The organism is Marivirga tractuosa (genome assembly GCF_042140215.1).
GTDB classification, from domain to species: domain Bacteria; phylum Bacteroidota; class Bacteroidia; order Cytophagales; family Cyclobacteriaceae; genus Marivirga; species Marivirga tractuosa_A.
This window is the reverse complement of sequence record NZ_CP159478.1, coordinates 3,461,897-3,480,965: the sequence shown is the minus strand read 5'-3', so window position 1 is coordinate 3,480,965 and position 19,069 is coordinate 3,461,897. Positions and strand designations below refer to the sequence as shown.

Here is a 19,069-nt window from a genome sequence, read left to right as displayed (position 1 = left end):
TTTAATAGCTCAAAATTCATTTATGAATTTAAAAAGGGTAGTTGTAACGGGACTGGGTGCTTTGACGCCCATTGGAAATTCTGTCGAAGAATATTGGGAGAACTTGGCTTTGGGTACAAGCGGAGCCGGTCCCATTACTAAATTTGATGCGTCCAAGTTTAAAACGCAATTCGCTTGTGAAGTAAAAAACTTTCAGGCTGAGGATTATCTTGACCGAAAGGAAGCAAGAAAAATGGATCCGTTCACTCAGTATGGTATGATTACCGCTGAGCAGGCAATCCAAGATTCTAAGCTTGACTTATCTAAAATTGATTTAGATAGGGCAGGAGTGATTTGGGGTTCAGGAATTGGAGGCATAAAAACTTTTCAAGAAGAGGTTGATAATTTCGTTTCAAACGATAGAAATCCTCGCTTTAATCCATTTTTCATTCCTAAGATGATCTCTGACATTTGCGCAGGGCTAATTTCCATTAAATATGGATTTAGAGGACCGAATTTTGTAACGGTTTCAGCTTGTGCATCTGCAACAAATGCTTTGATCGATGCTTATAATTATATTCGTTTAGGTAAAGCGGATGTTTTCATTTCTGGTGGATCAGAAGCTTCTGTTACAGAATCTGGAGTTGGAGGATTTAATGCTATGAAGGCATTATCTGAAAGAAATGATGACCCGAGTACAGCATCTCGTCCTTTCGATAAAGATAGAGACGGATTTGTTTTAGGAGAAGGTAGCGCAGCTTTAATTCTAGAAGAATATGACCATGCGGTTGCCAGAGGGGCTAAAATTTATGCAGAAGTGGTTGGTGGAGGAATGTCTGCTGATGCTCATCACATGACGGCCCCACATCCTGAGGGATTGGGAGCAACGAATGTAATGAAGTATGCATTAGAGGATGCTGAAATTGATCCTACTGCAGTGGATTATATCAATGTTCATGGAACCTCTACTCCATTAGGGGATTTAAGTGAGTCTATGGCTATCAAAAAAGTTTTTGGAGAGCATGCTTATAACTTAAACATTAGCTCAACTAAATCAATGACGGGCCACTTATTAGGTGCTGCTGGTGCAATTGAAGCTTTAGCATGTATTTTTGCTCTTGAAAAACAAATGGTTCCTCCTACGATCAACCATTTTACTGATGATGATGAATTCGATTCTAAATTGAACTTCACATTTAATAAAGCACAACAAAGAGAAGTGAAAACTGTATTGAGCAATACCTTCGGTTTTGGAGGGCACAATACTTCGATCATATTAAGAAAGTTAGATTAATTTCCGACTTTGATTAGGCAATTTTTTACTTCCTTCAAAAAATTAGATCAAAAAGACAAAAGGCTTGTAGCTGCGGTTAAATCAATTGTAGGCTACAAGCCTTTTCGTTTAGAATTATTTAGACTAGTTACACAGCATTCTAGTATAGCTAAAACTCTTCCAAATGGGTTTAGAGCCTCTAACGAGAGACTTGAATACTTAGGTGATGCAATTCTAGGAGCTGTAGTAGCTGATTACCTTTTCAAAAAATACCCATTTAAAGATGAAGGCTTTCTCACCGAAATTCGTTCAAGAATAGTAAATCGTGAATCATTAAGTCTATTAGCAAAAAAAATCGGAATCAGCCAAATGCTAGAATCTAATTTTTCCAGAAGCCGTTATCATTTTAAATCAATCTATGGAGATATGATGGAAGCTTTCATAGGTGCAGTTTATATTGACAGGGGATATAAATATTGTCAAAAATTCATCATCAATAAGCTAATTCTCCCTCATTTTGATTTAGATGAGATAATTGAAAACAATACCAATTATAAAAGTATTCTTATTGAATGGTCTCAAAAAGAAAATAAATCGATAAGGTTTGACATTGAGGATTACAGGCAGGAGGGGATGAAAAAAGAATTTAGAGCAGCTATTATAATTAATGGTGAAAAAATCGCAAAAGGGGCTGGACTTAATAAAAAGAAAGCAGAACAAAATGCGGCCTTCAAAGCATGTCGAAAATTAAAGCTTATATAGATTTACGCCATCAACCAGTTATTCTAAAAAAAGTAATATGAAAATTGCAGGTGCAACAATTAATCAAATCCCAATGGATTGGGATGGAAATGCTCACAATATTTTAGAAGCTTTAAATGATGCTTACAAGCAAGAAGTTAAAATATTGTGTTTTCCAGAGTTAAGCATTTGTGGTTATGGCTGTGAGGATGTATTTTTAAGTGATTGGTTGTGGGAAAAAGCTTTAAAGACCTTAACTGAAAAAATACTTCCGAATGCCCCTAAGCTTACCTTTACAGCTGGATTACCCATAAATTTTGAGGGTAGGCTATACAATTGCATAGCTTTTTGTTCAGAGGGTGAAATTCAATACATTATTCCAAAACAAAATTTAGCAAGAGACGGGGTACATTATGAGCCCCGTTGGTTTACAGCTTGGGATGTCGGTAAAAAGGACAAAATAAGTTTGAATGGGAAAGAAATTCCTTTAGGAGATTATGTAATAGAATTTGAAGATTATGTAATTGGCTTTGAAATTTGTGAAGATGCTTGGAGGGAAGATCGACCAGCCAATAGATTATGTAAGAGAGGAGTAAATTTAATTCTCAATCCATCCGCTAGCCATTTTGCTATTGATAAATCTTTAAGCAGACAAGATTTGGTAGTGAGTAGTTCTCAAAAGTATGAGTGCACCTATATATACGCTAACCTTCTTGGAAATGAGGCAGGTAGGATGATTTATGATGGCGAATTGATGATTGCTAAAAATGGGGAATTGAAATTCAGAAATGAATTATTGTCATTCAAGAATTATCAGCTGGGGATTTGGGATACTGAAAAAGATCATTCAAAAATTGCTGATCCATTTGAATCCAATCCTAATCAAGAATTTAGGAGAGCAGTTAGTTTAGCACTATTCGATTACCTTAGAAAAAGCTATAGTAATGGTTTTGTTCTTTCTTTAAGTGGAGGTGCTGATTCTTCTACTTCAGCTATTTTAGTTGCTGAAATGATTCGTTTGGGAATTGAAGAACTTGACTTAGAGCAATTTCTTAATAAAATTCATAAAGATGATTGGTATGGGGAGCTAAAGGCCGAAAAGGAGGTGAGAAAGATAATTGCCAATAGGATTTTAACTACTGCATATCAGAGCACTGAAAATTCAGGTTATGCTACTTTCGAATCAGCAAAAAAACTTGCAAACGAAATTGGGGCTATATTTTATCATTGGAATATTGATGATGAAGTAAAAGGATATACTCAAAAAATATCAGATAATATTGGTAGGAAACTAAACTGGGAGATGGACGATATTGCCCTACAAAATATTCAAGCCAGAGCTCGTTCCCCTATTATTTGGATTTTGGCAAATATTAAAAATGCTTTATTATTGACCACTTCCAATAGGAGTGAGGGCAGTGTTGGTTATACTACTATGGATGGAGATACAAGCGGGAGCATTGCTCCAATTGCAGCAATCGACAAGCCGTTTATCATTCAATGGTTGGAATGGGCAGAAAATAGCCTGGGATATAAATCCTTAAGTTATGTCAATAGCCTTCAACCTACTGCAGAATTAAGACCTGAAGACCAATCTCAATCTGACGAAACGGATTTAATGCCTTATCCGCTCTTGCAAAAAATAGAAGAACTGGCCATAAGAGAAAGATATTCTCCAGTAGAGATTTTTAAGATTTTGAAAACTTCATGGGAAGGAGATCAAAATATTTTAAAACCTGCAATTCAGAAATTTTTCAAACTTTGGTCACGAAATCAATGGAAAAGAGAAAGAATTGCTGTTTCCTTTCATTTAGATGACTATAATGTAGATCCAAAAACATGGTGTAGGTTTCCAATCTTGTCTTCATCTTTCAAAGAAGAATTAGAAGAACTGGAAAAAACAGAATAAACCATTGAGATTTCTGTTTTTACCCTAATTTTGTGCTAAACAAAAATTGAATATGCTTAGCTATATTGTGTGGTCACCCAAACCGTATATTGTGGATTTGGGATTTACCGAATTAAGGTGGTACGGTTTACTTTTTGCCTTAGGATTTATTATTTCTCAACAAGTGATGTTTTATATCTTCAAAAAGGAAGGTAAAAAGGAGAAGCAAGTTGAAGTGTTAACGCTTTATATGGTTATAGCCACCATCATAGGAGCGCGACTAGGCCATGTATTATTTTACGAGCCAGCTCGATATTTAAGTAATCCTTTAGACATCCTTAAAATTTGGGAAGGTGGATTAGCAAGTCATGGTGGAGCAGCAGGAATTTTAATTGCCCTTTATTTGTTTGCTCGAAAATACAATGACATAAGCTACTTATGGATATTGGACAGGATTGTGATAGTGGTGGCTATAACTGGTGCCTTAATAAGGACAGGTAATTTCATGAATTCAGAAATTATAGGTGAGCCAACTGATAAAGCGTATGGCGTTGTTTTTGGTCGCGAGGTGGAACTAAGGCTAAACTATTTAACCAGTGCGATAGAAGATGTTGAAGTTGAAAAAATTAAATCCTCTAATTTAATTGAAGGCTCGCTTGAGAGTAGTTTTGACTATCCTGTAAAGTTAATCGTTTCTTATAATGAAAAGAACAAATTAGAGGACGTTAAAAAGTTTTCTGAAACCCAATTGTTGAAGAAATTACAAGAATCAAATATAAGTCAACATGTGAATTTCCCAAAAGACGCTGAATTTGAATACAGTCAAAAAGGGGGATTTATATATGCTATCACTTATGGAAATGGCGTTCCGAGGCATGCAGCTCAATTATATGAAGGTATATCCTGCCTTTTCATCTTCTTACTTTTATTTTATTTGTGGAATAAAAACAGAAGCGGATTGGCAGATGGAAGACTTTTTGGTATCTTCCTGATTGCATGTTTTGGTTTAAGATTTCTATATGAATTTATAAAAGAAAATCAAGTGGCTTTTGAAGACGGCTTAGCCTTAAATATGGGGCAATGGCTTAGTATTCCTTTAGTACTGGCTGGGTTTTATTTTATATTTCAATCTTTAAAAGCAGAAAAAAGGATTTAAGGTACAGGGTCATAACCTGAACCACCCCAAGGATGACATTTGGAAATCCGTTTTGCTGATAATTTCGAACCTTTTATCAAACCATGTTTTAGAATTGCCTGTTTTGTATATTCTGAGCAAGTAGGTGTAAAGCGACAAGAAGACGGGAATAAAGGTGAAATGCCATATTGATAAAATAAAACTGGAACAATGGCTACCTTTCGTATGATTTTTGTGATTGTATTTCTTATATTATTCACCAACTGCTCTATTTATAAAATTTAAAGTATTTAGTAATCAAAATTTCGACTATAAATATTGATATCAATTATTTCTTAAGCAGGAAAAGCATTTTCAGCTTGAGCTTAATTTCTATTTTTTCTTTATTAATTTCTCTTCATAACGCAAAAAGTCAAGTGTCAGTTGAAACTGAATTGGGAAATCTTGAAGTTATAAATAAAACCAAAGATAGTCTGCAGAATCAAATTCTTTTTATTGAAAAAATTGAAATTAAGGGTAATAAAAAGACCAAACGAAAAATTATTACTCGAGAAATAGATTTACAAGCTAACGTAAGCCATCCTTTTAAAGAATTAAAGGAGCTAATTAAGTTAGATGAGAATAAAATATTTAATACAGGATTGTTCAATTCAGTTAATGCGGAACTTGAATTTATTGAGGGGAGTGAAAATCATGTAAAGATTATTTTCTTTGTTGAAGAGCGTTGGTATATATGGCCTAGTATAATTTTTAAACTTGCAGATAGAAATTTTAGTGATTGGCTTTTTAATCAGGATGCTGCAACCGACCGCTTTGAATACGGCTTTAAGTTTGATCAATTTAATGTAAGAGGGCTGAATGAAAAACTATCAGCTATGGCGCAGTTTGGATTTAAAAGACGTTTTTATTTCGGTTATAATATCCCTTATCTCAACAAGGATCAAACCTTTGGAATGGGGCTGAATTTCTCATTTAGTGAACTTGATCAGTTAGACTATACCAATATTGAGAATAAAAGATTATTTATTGATGCAGATAGTATATATGGAGATGATAATGACAGACAGATAATTTCTAATACCTTAACGAGTAATCTGTTTTTCAATTATAGAGAATCTTATTATAACACCCATTCAGTGCGATTGACTTATTCTAGAACTACTATAGTTGATGAAATCTTACAGTTTAATGAAAATTATCTAGGTAGAGATGGGGAGTTAGAACAGGATTATTTTGGACTAACTTATATTTTCAGAAGGGATTTCAGAGACAGGAATAATTATCCTTTAAAAGGGTTTTTGATTGATGGGAGATTGGCTAAGATTGGATTAGGCATATTTAACGATATAAATCAAGGTTATGCGCAAGCACATGTAGCTCATTTTAAACCTTTAAAATATAATTTCAACATTGCTTCCTCGCTTTCAGCTTATACAAGTTATCCTAGATTTCAGCCATATAATAATATGCAAGGACTTGGTTTTGCTAATAACCTATTAAAGGGTTATGAACTTTATGTAATTCAAGGTCAGCATTATGTGATGAATAAAACTGAATTTAAGAAAAGGTTATTTTCTATTGAAGCTAATTTAGGGAAATTAATGCCCTTAAAGCAATTCAGAAAAGTGCCAATTGCAGCTTATTTTAAAGTGTTTTTTGACCACGGCTATGTACAAAATAATTTACCCGAAAGTAGTAGAACGACAGTAAGTCCATTGCTGTCTAATCGATATATCTATAGTTATGGAGCTGGTTTAGATTTGGTTACTTATTATGATGCAGTACTAAGATTAGAATATTCAATCAATGCACTAAATGAAGGGGGGTTCTTCATTAATGTGAAATCAGGAATTTAATCTATTTCTGATTTATCTACCTTTTTCTTTTTTCCAAATCGGTTGTAATAGTACCAATCACCTATTCTTTCTCCATTTTTATATTGACCTTCATAGGTTTTACGTCCTTTATTATCAAAATATTGCCAGAATCCATCTTCCTTTCCATCTTTATAATCACCCGTCTGCACAATTTGACCTGATTTATTGAAAAATTGCCAAGGGCCGTCAGGAACCCCTTTTTCATAATTGCCAATTTGCCTTAACTTACCATTTTCATAGAAAAAATCCCATTGGCCATGGTAACTGCTGTTCAAGTATTCGCCTTGCTTTTCAATCTGGCCATTTTTATGGTAGTAAATAGAATTACCTTCTAGTTCACCTTTTACCCATTTTTCTTCCGATGAAATCTGTCCATTTGGATAATAGTTAATGGCTCTTCCATCTAATTTACCTTCCTTATATTCTTCTTTGGAATTTATCTCGCCATTTGGATAGAGAAACCTCCAATCACCATGCTTGAGCTCATTTTGTGTCTGCCCATAAGCCTTTAATTCTCCCGATTCATAAAATAATGAATCCGTTTGAGCATAGTTATTATAATGAAAGCATATTAATATAATTGCGCATATCCAATATTTTTTATAATTTTTCACTTTCATTTTATTTATGGCTCTAAGCTAATTTAATCACTTTCAGCTTATAATTAAATTAAGTGCATGAAAAGTTTCAACCTAATACTCCCCATCTTATTCTTTGCTATATTCCAAAGTCATGCACAATCAATCTATGCACCTGTATCAAGCAGGGTTATTGGAATGGGCGATGCATCGGTCACTATGGAAGGCTATTGGGCTTCATTTCAAAATACTGCAGGCATAACAACTTCCGAAAGTTTAGATGCTGGTGCAACTTATGAAAATAGATTTGGTATGCCTGGGATGGATTTTATGGCAGCTGGATTTACCGCTAAATTACCCTTTGGACATGCTGCTTTAAACGTTTTTCGCTTTGGTGATGATATCTATAACGAACATAAAGTTTCCTTAGGCTATGCTACAGAACTAGGCATTATCAAATTGGGTGGAAGGCTTAATTATATTCAGTATCAAGTACTGGATTTTGGAACTCAAGAAACTTATTCCATTGATTTTGGTGGTATTGCTTCCATAACTCCCCAACTAGTAGTGGGTGCGCAAGCCTTAAATATTACCCAATCAAGCTTAAATGTTGAAGTTGAACAAAGAGTGCCTACACTTTTGAAACTTGGTGTTTCCTATCGTCCAAGGGATTATTTCATGCTGAATGGAGAAATAGAGAAAGATATTGTGAAGCCAGCTTTGGTTAAGTTGGGTGCTGAATATAATTTTTTAGATAAGTTTTATTTGAGAACAGGAGTAAATAGTAATTCTTTTCAGTCTTTCTATGGTTTAGGCTTCAAATATTTAAGTTTTCAATGGGATTACGCACTCGGTAATCATGCGGAAATGGGTTTCTCTCATAGTCTTTCAATGCATTATAAATTGAGGAAGAAATGAGAAAAGTACTTTTCATATACTCGGTTATATTCTTAAGTATTTTGAGTTGTTTTATTTCTAATGCTCAAGAGCAAGAGTTTGATTTGGAAGATTTTATAGAAAGTAATTTCTCTGTTCAAGATGAAAATACCAATTATGAAGATATTTATGAGGCTTTGTTTCAACTCTACCAATCGCCTATAAACCTTAATAATGCCAACCGACAAGATTTGCAGTCATTGCTGTTACTTTCCAATATCCAAATCAATGAATTTTTAGATCATCGGGCAAAGAATGGAGACTTATTGAGTATTTATGAATTACAGGCTATACCTGAATTTGATCTTAAGACTATCTATGAAATACTTCCTTTTGTAAAAGTTCGAGAAACTGGTCTACAAGCCGATAATCGTCCTTTATTGCAAAGGATTATAAATGAGGAGAATAACTATTTGATCATTAGATCGGATAGGACTTTAGAGGAAAAGCGGGGTTATGTCTCTACCGATGAAAGAGAAAGAAAATATTTGGGAGACCCATACAGGATTTATACTCGATTTAGAGTAAAACATACGGATGATTTTAGTATCGGATTCACTACTGAGAAAGATGCTGGTGAACAATTTAAATGGGATCCGACCAAGGATCAATATGGAATGGATTTTTGGTCTTTTCATGCACAATTGGAAAATCAGGGAAGACTAAAAAATATCGTTTTGGGCGATTATCAATTACAGTTTGGGCAATCCTTGTTATTTGGAGCAGGTTTTGCCATTGGGAAGGGGAGTCAAACAGTTGCCACCGCCAGAAGAAGTAATCTAGGTATTCTGCCATATACCTCAGTTTTGGAGACCAACTTTTTTAGAGGAGTAGCCACCACAATTGAACTGAATGATTATTTAGACCTTACTACATTTTACAGCTATAATCCCATCAATGGAAATGTTGAATTGGACTCTGCTCAGAGTGCGGAGGAGTTTTTTACGTCTATTAGGCTCACAGGCTTCCATAGAACGGAATCGGAATTGGCTGGGAAAAATGCTATTGAAGCACAGAATTTTGGAGGTAATTTATTATTTAATACAAAAAGAGAGAACCTCAATATTGGCTTTAATTATATCCATACCATTTACGATAGACCGTTTTTCCGTCAACCCAATAAGTATAATCAGTTTGAATTTGGGGGTACAGAAAATCAGAATTACGGACTATTTGCAAACTATTATTGGCGGAATTTCCATTTATTTGGTGAAAGTGCCATCAGCAGTTCGGGTGGAATAGGAGCAATAGGTGGGTTCATCGCTTCCATTACTCCAAGTTTGCAGACTAGTTTTATTGTCAGAAACTATGACAGAGATTTTCATACATTCTATGGAACAGCATTTGGTGAAAGCACCAGAAACATTAATGAAAATGGAGTTTATTGGGGGATGAAATTTCAGCCATTCAAAAAGTTGACTTTTTCAGGATATTACGATCGTTTTAATTTCCCTTGGTTAAGATTTAGGGCTGATAGGCCATCAAAAGGAAATGAATTTTTAGGAAGAATAGCTTATAGTTTTAGCAGACAGATAAAATTGTATGCACAAGCTAGAGTGGAAAATAAAGAGCGAAATGTTGATTTGGAAGGTAATCCAAATCTATACGGTCTAGCGAATGCAGAAAAGAGGAATTATATATTAAACTTAGATGTTCGCCCGAAAGGTATAGTATCCCTTAAAACCAGAGCTCAGTTCAGTGAATTCTTATTGCAAGGAGAATATTCCAATGGCATGGCATTAATTCAAGATATTAATTTTGATTTTGGAAGATTCAGATTGAGCACACGCTACTCCATTTTTGACACCGATAATTTTGAAAACAGGCAATACGTCTATGAAAAGGACGTGCTTTATGCATTTTCAATTCCAGCTTATCAATATACAGGAAGTCGGTCTTATGCTTTATTGCAGTATAAATTCTCAAAAAAGCTCCAAATCTGGGCAAGATATGCTCAGTTCAGATATGTAGATCGGTTTACAGTGGGTACTGGCAATGAAGAAATTGAAGGGGATACAAGATCGGAGGTGAAAGTACAGATGATGGTGAGGTTTTAGGGGTTAATCTAATCCTTTGATAAGTTCTTTTAATTCTTTGTCAGTAATATTATCTTTTTCTGATTTATCATAAATAGTGAGTAAGTAAACAAATTCATCTAATATTTTAACGCAAGTAATTACTCTTGCTCCACCAGACTTTCCTTTCCCTTTTGACTTGATCCCTAGTCTGATTTTATAACAATCATTACCAAGAGGTGTGCCTTGGTTTGGGATTTCCTCCAGTGAATCTATAAGTTCTAGTAACTCTTCTTTTAGAGATTTGTATTTTTTAATTAAATTTTTCGAATCTCTTTTAAAATCAGAAGTAGTAAGTACTTTATAGCTCATTGAGAAAATCCTTCGCAGATTGAAGCTCTTTTTTACCTTCCTTGTGAAGCTGCACTTCTTTCATTCCCTGATTTATGCTTTCAAGAATTTCCTTTTTAGTGGGCTCTTGATAATCATCCTGTGTTTGTATATGAATGAAATCCAAGCTTTTAACAAAATTCAGAAAAGCAGCAGCTTTGTTGTCATTTATATCTAATGTGACTTTCATACTTTTTTAATTATTCAGGAATTAGCTTTTTGTTTTACAGACAAAACTAATGTTAAAATAAGTTATTACGTATCAATATATAATTTACTTCATATATTTTTAAATACAAAACAGCTTTTTTCTAATATTGGTTGCTTTAGATAACGTATTCTAAATAATCTCTTAGAAAAGATAATCTATAAAATTGATATCTCTTACAAAATGAATATACTTATATAATATTTGACAATTGGCTTTCGAAATAAAACTCCAATTAATTTCCACAAAACTTTTTTCTTGAATAAATTGTACTTTAATATATATTATGAATCCAAATCTGAAAGTATTAGCTGAATGAATAAATCATTTATAATTGTAATCCTTTTTATTTCAGTTTTATCAGCTTGTAAATACACTACGCCTCCTGAAATGTTGATGGGGAAATGGTATGTAGCTTCTGTGAAAGCAAATGGCCATGAAATGATCAATGATTATTTAGATCATAATACTCGTTACCTGATATTCAAAGAAGAGGGTACATATCAAGTAGGCTTACTCGATTCAGTAAGTGAAAAAGCTTGGATGGTACATCCTGATAAGAGTGAATTGATTATGATGCAAGGTAGTCCGTTTGATGATATTAAAACATGGAAGGTAAAAGCTTCTGATGAATTAATTTATTTAACTGATAAGCACAATCATTTTAATATCACATTAAATAGGAAAAAGGAATTACCTGAAATTGAGATAGCTGAAGAAGATGCTTTAATAGGAAAGTGGGTAATTGATAAAATGACCATTAATGGTTATGATAATACTGATAAATATGCTTTTTCAAAAAGATGGATATTGCTAGCTGATAATGGGAGATTTTATAATGGAAGTGATAAGGGTGACCAAAATGTTGGGTATTGGAAGGCTAATACTTCTCTTACAGAGATAGAGTTTTATGATCAGAAAGAACAAGAAAAACCATTTATAACATTCAATATTGCTAACAATACTATTTGGTATGAAAAGCAAAAGGTTGATAATAGCAAACCTCAAGTAAGAGTCTATTTTAAAAAAGCGAATTGAGTTTCATATTATCCTCGATTTTACCCGACTATATATTTTAAATGATATAATTCCAATAAATCTTCGATATTCGTCATAGACAAAAATCTCATCACTATGACACGAATATTATTAGCATTTTCTTTACTGTTATTTTCACCTTTTTTCTTATTGAGTCAGGTTGAACCAACCGATGCAAACTCCATCCTGGAAGGAATTGAAAATAGAAAAAAACTAGCGGAATCTTCGGTTTTGAAGAATTACCCCGCAAGAAATGTCGGGCCTGTAATTCAAGGGGCACGTATTGTCGATATTGCAGTAAACCAAAATAACATCAAAGAATTTTATATAGCTTATGCTTCGGGTGGTCTATTTCATACTAAAAATAATGGGATCAGCTTCGAGCCAATTTTTGATAATGTGGGAGCGCTTACTTTAGGAGATATAGCATTGGCTCCTAGCGATGAAAACATTCTATATGTAGGAACTGGAGAAAATAATTCCAGCAGAAGTAGTTATGCAGGTTCTGGTATTTATAAATCCACTAATAAAGGCCAAAGCTGGGAACATATCGGTTTGCCTGGCAGTCAGCATATTGGAAGAATTGTGGTTCATCCTGAAGATCCTAATACCGTTTGGGTAGCTTCAATGGGAGGTTTATATTCAGATAATGAAGAAAGAGGAGTTTACAAAAGCAAAGATGGTGGTGAAACATGGAAAAAGACATTGTATGTTGATGATAAAACCGGAGCTATAGATCTAATCATCCACCCGGAAAATCCTGATTTATTATGGGCAAGCATGTGGGAACGAAAGAGATATGCTTGGGATTTTGTTGGAAATGGGAAAGGTTCAGGAATCTATATGTCAACAGATGGCGGTGAAAACTGGAGTCTATCTATGAATGGAATGGAAGATGATGAATTTACTGGAAGAATTGGGTTGGACATTTCTCAATCTAATCCTGATATTTTATATGCCTTGATTGATTATCAAAAAGAAACTAAAAAAGAAAAAGAAGAGCAAGAGGGACTAGCCCCAGCTGATTTCTTGGAAATGTCTGTGAAGGATTTTCTTAAATTAAACAATGAAGATTTAAATCAATATTTGAAGGATAATAACTTTCCTGAAAAATATAATGCTGTAAATGTCAAAAAAGACATTGAATCAGGTAGTTATAAACCGAAAGCCTTATGTGATTATTTGGGCGATGCCAATCAGGCTTTATTTGATACAGATGTGAAAGGGTCTGTGGTCTACAAATCAACCGATAGGGGAGCTACTTGGCAAAAAACACATGATTATGACCTTTCGGGGGTTTATTACACTTATGGTTATTATTTCGGAGAGATCAGAATAGCTACTCAGAATCCTGATATCATTTATGTAATGGGCGTTCCAATTGTAGTTTCCAGAGATGGTGGAAAGACTTTTAATAGAACTGATTCAGTTGGAGATGTGCATGTAGATCATCATGCGATGTGGATTAATCCTGAAGATGAAGAGCATATTATGTTGGGCAATGATGGTGGACTTTACATCACTTATGATGGTGGAGCTACTTGGGATCATAAAAACAGCATGTCAGTAGGTCAATTTTATACCGTAAATGTAGATATGGAAGAACCATACAATATCTACGGAGGATTACAGGATAATGGTACCATGGTGGGAAGTTCTCGTACTGTTCCTAATGTACGAGGAAGATGGGAAAGTATTTTTGGTGGTGATGGAATGTTCGTAAGCGCTGATCCTAGAAATTCGGATATTGTTTATGTTGGCTTTCAGTTTGGCAACTATTTCAGAATTAACAGAGAAAGTGGAAAAAGACAATATATCACGCCTAATCATAATATAGGAGAAGATAGATTAAGGTTTAATTGGAGAACTCCTGTAGTGATGAGTCAGCACAATCCTGATATTATTTATATGGGGGCTCAGAAGGTTTATAGAAGCTTAAATCAAGGCGATAACTGGACTGCATTGACTGGCGATTTAACTAATGACGCCAAAGAAGGAAATGTTCCTTTTGCAACTATTACGGAAATTGCTGAATCACCATTGAAATTCGGAACTGTTTATGTAGGGACTGATGATGGCAATGTTTGGTTGATGAAAGAAGGGCAGAGCATTCAAAAAATCAATAATAACCTTCCAGCAGATTTATGGGTGAGCAGTATTCATCCTTCAGAACATGATGAAGCCACGGTTTATCTTTCTATGACAGGCTATAGAAATGATAATTTTGATAATTACGTCTATAAAAGCACTGATTTCGGTAAAAATTGGACATCAATTGCAGGTGATTTACCTCAAGAATCGGTTAATGTAATTTATGAAGATCCTAAAGTGGCTGGTTTGCTTTATATCGGAACTGATCATGGATTGTATACTAGCTTCAATGATGGAGAAAATTGGCAGCACATGGGAGCTATTCCAAATGTGGCAACTTACGATTTGATAGTTCATCCAAGAGATTTGGATTTAATTGTAGGTACTCATGGCAGAAGCATTTATGTTACGGATGTGAAGCCATTGCATAAAATTTCTCAAAATCAAGAGAATAAGTTAGTGACTTTTGATCTTGATGATATCCGGTTCAGCAAAAACTGGGGAGAAAAATCGCATCCTTATTCAAAAGCTTATTTACCAGAAATGGAAATAGCGCTATTCCATAATTCAGACAAAAGGGCTAAAGTAAAAATTGAAGTTTTGAACGAAGAAGGCAAAAGTTTAACTTCCTGGGAAGAGGAATTATCCAAAGGCTATCAAAGGGTTGATTGGAACTGTAAAATAGGAGATGATTTTATTTCTAAGGGGAAATATGAATTGAAATTCACTTTAGGAAAAGAGGAGCATAAGGAGGGATTTGAGGTGAAGTAATTCAGTTAAATGATCATTTTTGAGGAAGGGCAAACGCGAAATGCGTGCCAGCTGGAAGATTTTTTAAGATAAGTGATGCTGATGATGTTGTTACTGACAATCAAATTGATGAATTTGTTAATTTAAATTGTAGTTTGATTTTTAAATAATGAATTTTATTGTAAAAAAAATTATAGGTGGTGTATTATACATAGATAAAGAAATTGTTTGTATTAAATATGACAGAATCTACTTAAAGGTTTTCAAGTTTTTACCTTACTATCAAGAGATACTAACGCTTGAATTAGCTAAACGCACGAACAAAATTGGGCGTTATAGTAATGGTATCTATTATTTTCAGGATAAGATCACTTTTTTTCATTCTTTTTTAAAAGGTGTAGAGAAAAAGATTAAAGGGAAATTTTATTATAGGTATAAGTCTAATTATAAATCATATTTAACTATTGATAATAGAGATGAAATTATTTTTGAGTTAGAACGTAAAATCATTGTCCCAGTTATTCAGCATGGTGAACCTAAATTGTTTTTAGAAAACGGCTTAGTTCAAGCTGAACAAGAAGGTACTGGGGATGGATCAATTTACTTCCATGATATTTCAATGAATGGAAATGAACTTTGGAGTAATAAATATTCTGTATTATCTAATTCAAGCAAAGGAAACTTACACAGTCAAATATTATGCAGTCATGATAAATTATTTTTTGTAATTACTGGTAATAAAAATAAAGGACTTTATATATTAAATGTTCATACTGGTAAGTTATTAAAAAAGTTTGAAGGTGTCTGTTATGAAGTTTTTCAAGATGGTGACTATATTTTTTCCTCACGTTTTGAAAATACACTTTGTCGTATTAACACGAAAACTCTCGTAATTGAGGAATGGGACTGCAATGAATTAATAAAATCAAATGGTTTTGATGCCATACATGATCACCGTTGTGCAGCCTTAAATAATAAATTTTATTTTACTCAAACATTAGGAGATAATAAAGCTAAAGTCGGTATTTTAGATTGGGATAAGCAGGATTTGGTTTACAAACATGACTTTAAACCTAAAAATGGAGGTATTGGTAGTATTCAAGTAAATGAGAATAGAATGTTCATACATACTCAAGATAATACACTGCATATTTTTGAGAAAGAGACTGAATGAAAAAAGAGACCTCCAAAGTCACTATTTCTTTAATTTGGCTTACACATTTTTTGGCGGGGTAATGTTTGCCTTTTTGTTAGGAGACCGTTCCCATGCTCTGCATTGTGGTAGAATATTTTTTTGAAAATATTTTATCTTCATTTCTAAAAGACTTTTTTTATAATAAGCTTTTCAAAAATTTTATATGAGGGAAAGGCTTGTGCATATTATGATGTAGGATGAGCAATTAAAACCACCATCCAGAACCTGGCGTGAACATTGATATACAGACAGAATCTTTTGAATTATAACCATCACAAATTCTTAGGATATTGAAAAAAATCAAGCGAAGCATTCTTAGGAGAAGCTTCACTCCATTTTTGTATATTCAATTTCAAACTCACAATCCCAGTCGTAGGAATATTATCTGGGAAACCAGAAAGCAAATAATCAGCTAAATCATTCAGTCCTGGGTTGTGGCTTACCAATATCAAGGAGTTTACGCTATTGTCAGTCTGCTTTATGAAATTCAATAATTTAGATCTGCCCGCATGATAAAGTTGATCATCTATTTCCAGAGGGATATTCAATAAGGCTTGAAAAGCTATTGCTGTATTTTTAGCTCTTTCAGCACCACTGCTGATAATCAAATCCGCATTGATAGCTTGTGAAGAAAGCCATTGAGCCATTTTTGGAGCGTCTCTTTTACCTCTATCATTTAGTGGGCGATCATAATCATTGAGGTGTGGAAAATCCCAACTTGACTTGGCATGGCGGAGTAGTATTAATTGTTTCATATTTTATTCATATAAAAATAATTTCCAACAATAGTAACAGAATAAATCAAAAAATGTATATTGCCTCAAATTTATAATTAATAACAATTTATTTTATGAGTACTGGAACAGTAAAGTTCTTCAATGAAGACAAAGGATTTGGATTTATCATTGAAGACGAAACAGAGAACGAAATTTTCGTTCACGTAAGTGGTTTAGAAGACGATATCGAGAAAAACGATAAAGTTACTTTCGAAACTACAGATGGTAAAAAAGGCTTAAATGCCATTGGTGTCAGAAGAGTATAATTTTAATTTATAGATTCTGAATGTAAAGCTGATTGGTCGCCAATCGGCTTTTTTTATGCCTAAATATCATTATTTTTCCCGAAAATAAGCAGTAAGGTCGCTCCTCCGGAGCTTAGATAAGCAGTTTGGTCCAATTATTACCATAAGTTAGCCCCGCTGGGGCTGAATGGTAGTAAGTCTTAATACTATTATCAAATTGCATGATTGTAGTACTGTATATTAAGTCCCAGAGGGACGACCATATGGTAACTTAAATCCTAGCACTCCTCCAAGTTCCGTAGGAACGACCTAATGGATTAGCAGAAAGTAACTAACCTTATTTCACACTCAAAACCATACTTCTTTACCACAATAGAAGCAAAACCTGCCTGCCGCAGGCAGGGAAAACAATAGGATTTTCGCTAAAGCGAAAAGATAATTGCAAATATCGTATTCCTGTTCAATGTACACTATACCCTAGTCTTAGCATCTCGCTAAGACATTTAAAATTAACGACTGTGTTGTTGCTGAATTAGGTTTCTTAGCGAGCTAAGACCATTATCAGGCTTTTCGCTAAGGCGAAAGTTACCTTTATGCCTGACAAATATTAGAAGTGAGTGAAAGTAATTATTGTTCTGCAATGATTGCCACTACTTGTGTACATTATTTTTTTCTTGAATTGAAGCCGTATCCTTAATGTTATATTAAGAAAATGAGTAAGGTTATTTTCTATTGTGTTCTTTGTGAAAATCTTTGAGATCTCTGTGGTTAAAAGAAAAAAAAAGCCTTTGGCTTTCCGTTTGTTTTCTGTGAATCTTTTCCCTCACAATTATTGATAACTACCGAATTCAATTAATTTTGGAAAAATTAAATAAGCTATAATGAAAAATTTTAATATAGAACTACTTTCAAAAATATGTGAAACCCCAGGAGCTCCAGGGCATGAAAAAAGGATTAGAGATTTAGTAATCAGCGAAGTAAAATCTTTGGTGGATGAAGTAGAGGTGGATAACCTGGGTAACGTACACGCCATTAAAAGAGCCAAAAGCAATCCTGAAGGCAAAAAGGTAATGGTAGCTGCCCATATGGATGAGATTGGCTTTATGGTTACTCATATTGACGACAACGGCTTCTTGAGGTTCACAACGCTTGGTGGATTTGACCCTAAAACACTTACTGCCCAGCGCGTAATTGTGCACGGCAAAAAAGATGTAATAGGAGTGATGGGTTCAAAGCCCATTCATGTGATGTCCACCGAAGAAAGAAATAAAGTCAGTAAAACAACAGACTACTTTATTGATCTGGGAATGGATAAAAAGGAAGTAGAAAAGATAGTTTCAGTAGGAGATGCAGTTACCAGAGAAAGAGGCTTGATTGAAATGGGCGATTGTGTAAACTGCAAATCTATTGATAACCGAGTATCTGTATTTGTTTTGGTTGAAGCCTTAAAGACCTTAAGAGATCACCCCTATGATGTTTATGCAGTCTTTACGGTGCAAGAGGAGGTAGGACTTAGAGGTGCTAACGTAGCTTCCCATAAGATTAATCCTGATTTCGGAATTGCATTGGATACTACTATTGCTTTTGATTTACCTGGAGCTCAAGAGCACGAAAAAGTCACTTCCTTAGGTGCAGGAACGGCAATTAAGGTTTTAGATGCTATGACTATATGCGATTACAGAATGGTGGAATTTATGAAACAAACTGCAGATAGAAACAGCATAAAGTGGCAGCCTGAAATATTAACTGCTGGTGGAACGGATACTGCTGGTTTACAAAGAATGGGTAAAAATGGAGCAATTGCTGGTGCTATTTCTATTCCAACCAGAAATCTTCATCAAGTAATTGAGATGGCTCATAAACAAGATATACTAGATTCCGTTCAATTGTTGAATGCTTGTTTAGAAACACTGGACAAATACAATTGGGGTCATTAAATAGAGCCAAACAGGCA

General features: G+C 34.2%; 17 protein-coding genes. 12 read left to right on the top strand and 5 right to left on the bottom strand.

All coding sequences use genetic code 11. The annotated features are described in order from the left end of the window. The first annotated feature begins 22 nt into the window (after window positions 1-22). From fabF to lgt, 4 genes are read left to right on the top strand one after another with little or no spacing between them, the layout of a single operon-like run. Complete coding sequence (fabF, locus tag ABWH96_RS15595) at window positions 23-1,273, top strand: beta-ketoacyl-ACP synthase II (RefSeq protein ID WP_375578439.1); 1,251 nt, start codon at window positions 23-25, stop codon at window positions 1,271-1,273. A gap of 9 nt (window positions 1,274-1,282) precedes the next feature. Next, complete coding sequence (rnc, locus tag ABWH96_RS15590) at window positions 1,283-2,014, top strand: ribonuclease III (RefSeq protein ID WP_375578438.1); 732 nt, start codon at window positions 1,283-1,285, stop codon at window positions 2,012-2,014. Between the two features lie 37 nt (window positions 2,015-2,051). After that, window positions 2,052-3,902, top strand: coding sequence for a nitrilase-related carbon-nitrogen hydrolase (locus ABWH96_RS15585; RefSeq protein WP_375578437.1), 1,851 nt, complete (start codon window positions 2,052-2,054; stop codon window positions 3,900-3,902). A gap of 52 nt (window positions 3,903-3,954) precedes the next feature. Next, a complete protein-coding gene (lgt, locus tag ABWH96_RS15580) occupies window positions 3,955-5,037 on the top strand; it encodes a prolipoprotein diacylglyceryl transferase (RefSeq protein WP_375578436.1) in 1,083 nt (360 codons plus the stop codon). On the opposite strand, the gene yidD is transcribed toward lgt, so the two are convergent. Continuing rightward, entirely contained in the window at window positions 5,034-5,255 is a 222-nt protein-coding gene (gene yidD, locus ABWH96_RS15575; RefSeq protein WP_375581492.1) for a membrane protein insertion efficiency factor YidD, read from the bottom strand. The genes lgt and yidD overlap by 4 nt on opposite strands. Before the next feature lie 177 nt (window positions 5,256-5,432). Here yidD and ABWH96_RS15570 point away from each other — a divergent pair, with 177 nt between their 5' ends. Beyond that, complete coding sequence (locus ABWH96_RS15570) at window positions 5,433-6,872, top strand: POTRA domain-containing protein (protein WP_375578435.1); 1,440 nt, start codon at window positions 5,433-5,435, stop codon at window positions 6,870-6,872. On the opposite strand, the gene ABWH96_RS15565 is transcribed toward ABWH96_RS15570, so the two are convergent. After that, window positions 6,869-7,507, bottom strand: a complete 639-nt coding sequence (locus ABWH96_RS15565; RefSeq protein ID WP_375578434.1) for a toxin-antitoxin system YwqK family antitoxin — start codon at window positions 7,505-7,507, stop codon at window positions 6,869-6,871. The two genes, ABWH96_RS15570 and ABWH96_RS15565, sit on opposite strands and share 4 nt — an antisense overlap. Before the next feature lie 63 nt (window positions 7,508-7,570). Here ABWH96_RS15565 and ABWH96_RS15560 point away from each other — a divergent pair, with 63 nt between their 5' ends. Both ABWH96_RS15560 and ABWH96_RS15555 read left to right on the top strand, forming a co-directional pair. Beyond that, window positions 7,571-8,389: a hypothetical protein gene (locus ABWH96_RS15560; protein WP_375578433.1), complete on the top strand. Its 819-nt coding sequence runs from the start codon at window positions 7,571-7,573 to the stop codon at window positions 8,387-8,389. Next, window positions 8,386-10,464 carry a hypothetical protein gene (locus ABWH96_RS15555; protein WP_375578432.1) on the top strand — a complete coding sequence of 693 codons (2,079 nt, stop codon included), beginning with the start codon at window positions 8,386-8,388 and terminating at the stop codon, window positions 10,462-10,464. The genes ABWH96_RS15560 and ABWH96_RS15555 overlap by 4 nt, the downstream gene beginning before the upstream one ends. A gap of 3 nt (window positions 10,465-10,467) precedes the next feature. On the opposite strand, the gene ABWH96_RS15550 is transcribed toward ABWH96_RS15555, so the two are convergent. After that, window positions 10,468-10,794, bottom strand: a complete 327-nt coding sequence (locus tag ABWH96_RS15550) for a type II toxin-antitoxin system RelE/ParE family toxin (protein ID WP_375578431.1) — start codon at window positions 10,792-10,794, stop codon at window positions 10,468-10,470. Then, a complete protein-coding gene (locus ABWH96_RS15545) occupies window positions 10,784-11,002 on the bottom strand; it encodes a hypothetical protein (protein ID WP_375578430.1) in 219 nt (72 codons plus the stop codon). Before ABWH96_RS15545 ends, ABWH96_RS15550 begins: the two co-directional genes overlap by 11 nt. 333 nt (window positions 11,003-11,335) lie before the next feature. On the opposite strand from ABWH96_RS15545, the gene ABWH96_RS15540 reads away from it, so the two are divergent. From ABWH96_RS15540 to ABWH96_RS15530, 3 genes are all read left to right on the top strand, one after another. Beyond that, window positions 11,336-12,058 carry a hypothetical protein gene (locus ABWH96_RS15540; RefSeq protein WP_375578429.1) on the top strand — a complete coding sequence of 241 codons (723 nt, stop codon included), beginning with the start codon at window positions 11,336-11,338 and terminating at the stop codon, window positions 12,056-12,058. A 96-nt stretch (window positions 12,059-12,154) separates the two neighbouring features. Beyond that, window positions 12,155-14,920 carry a WD40/YVTN/BNR-like repeat-containing protein gene (locus tag ABWH96_RS15535; RefSeq protein ID WP_375578428.1) on the top strand — a complete coding sequence of 922 codons (2,766 nt, stop codon included), beginning with the start codon at window positions 12,155-12,157 and terminating at the stop codon, window positions 14,918-14,920. Between the two features lie 148 nt (window positions 14,921-15,068). Further along, a complete protein-coding gene (locus ABWH96_RS15530) occupies window positions 15,069-16,073 on the top strand; it encodes a hypothetical protein (protein WP_375578427.1) in 1,005 nt (334 codons plus the stop codon). 293 nt (window positions 16,074-16,366) lie between these two features. Here ABWH96_RS15530 and ABWH96_RS15525 read toward each other — a convergent pair whose 3' ends face one another. Next, the gene (locus tag ABWH96_RS15525) at window positions 16,367-16,849 is read right to left on the bottom strand and encodes a histidine phosphatase family protein (protein WP_375578426.1); all 483 of its coding nucleotides are present in this window, start codon (window positions 16,847-16,849) and stop codon (window positions 16,367-16,369) included. Window positions 16,850-16,944: 95 nt separating this feature from the next. Here ABWH96_RS15525 and ABWH96_RS15520 point away from each other — a divergent pair, with 95 nt between their 5' ends. Beyond that, window positions 16,945-17,136, top strand: a complete 192-nt coding sequence (locus ABWH96_RS15520; RefSeq protein WP_013453300.1) for a cold-shock protein — start codon at window positions 16,945-16,947, stop codon at window positions 17,134-17,136. Window positions 17,137-17,996: 860 nt separating this feature from the next. Further along, window positions 17,997-19,052, top strand: a complete 1,056-nt coding sequence (locus ABWH96_RS15515) for a M42 family metallopeptidase (protein ID WP_375578425.1) — start codon at window positions 17,997-17,999, stop codon at window positions 19,050-19,052. The last annotated feature ends 17 nt before the right edge of the window (window positions 19,053-19,069 follow it).

Excerpts from the sequence above, each read along its gene's own strand:
- fabF (WP_375578439.1), top strand. The coding sequence starts at position 23 with ATGAATTTAAAAAGGGTAGTTGTAACGGGACTGGGTGCTTTGACGCCC.
- ABWH96_RS15585 (WP_375578437.1), top strand. The coding sequence starts at position 2,052 with ATGAAAATTGCAGGTGCAACAATTAATCAAATCCCAATGGATTGGGAT.
- lgt (WP_375578436.1), top strand. The coding sequence starts at position 3,955 with ATGCTTAGCTATATTGTGTGGTCACCCAAACCGTATATTGTGGATTTG.
- ABWH96_RS15560 (WP_375578433.1), top strand. The coding sequence starts at position 7,571 with ATGAAAAGTTTCAACCTAATACTCCCCATCTTATTCTTTGCTATATTC.
- ABWH96_RS15555 (WP_375578432.1), top strand. The coding sequence starts at position 8,386 with ATGAGAAAAGTACTTTTCATATACTCGGTTATATTCTTAAGTATTTTG.
- ABWH96_RS15550 (WP_375578431.1), bottom strand. The coding sequence starts at position 10,794 with ATGAGCTATAAAGTACTTACTACTTCTGATTTTAAAAGAGATTCGAAA.
- ABWH96_RS15545 (WP_375578430.1), bottom strand. The coding sequence starts at position 11,002 with ATGAAAGTCACATTAGATATAAATGACAACAAAGCTGCTGCTTTTCTG.
- ABWH96_RS15540 (WP_375578429.1), top strand. The coding sequence starts at position 11,336 with ATGAATAAATCATTTATAATTGTAATCCTTTTTATTTCAGTTTTATCA.
- ABWH96_RS15535 (WP_375578428.1), top strand. The coding sequence starts at position 12,155 with ATGACACGAATATTATTAGCATTTTCTTTACTGTTATTTTCACCTTTT.
- ABWH96_RS15530 (WP_375578427.1), top strand. The coding sequence starts at position 15,069 with ATGAATTTTATTGTAAAAAAAATTATAGGTGGTGTATTATACATAGAT.
- ABWH96_RS15525 (WP_375578426.1), bottom strand. The coding sequence starts at position 16,849 with ATGAAACAATTAATACTACTCCGCCATGCCAAGTCAAGTTGGGATTTT.
- ABWH96_RS15520 (WP_013453300.1), top strand. The coding sequence starts at position 16,945 with ATGAGTACTGGAACAGTAAAGTTCTTCAATGAAGACAAAGGATTTGGA.
- ABWH96_RS15515 (WP_375578425.1), top strand. The coding sequence starts at position 17,997 with ATGAAAAATTTTAATATAGAACTACTTTCAAAAATATGTGAAACCCCA.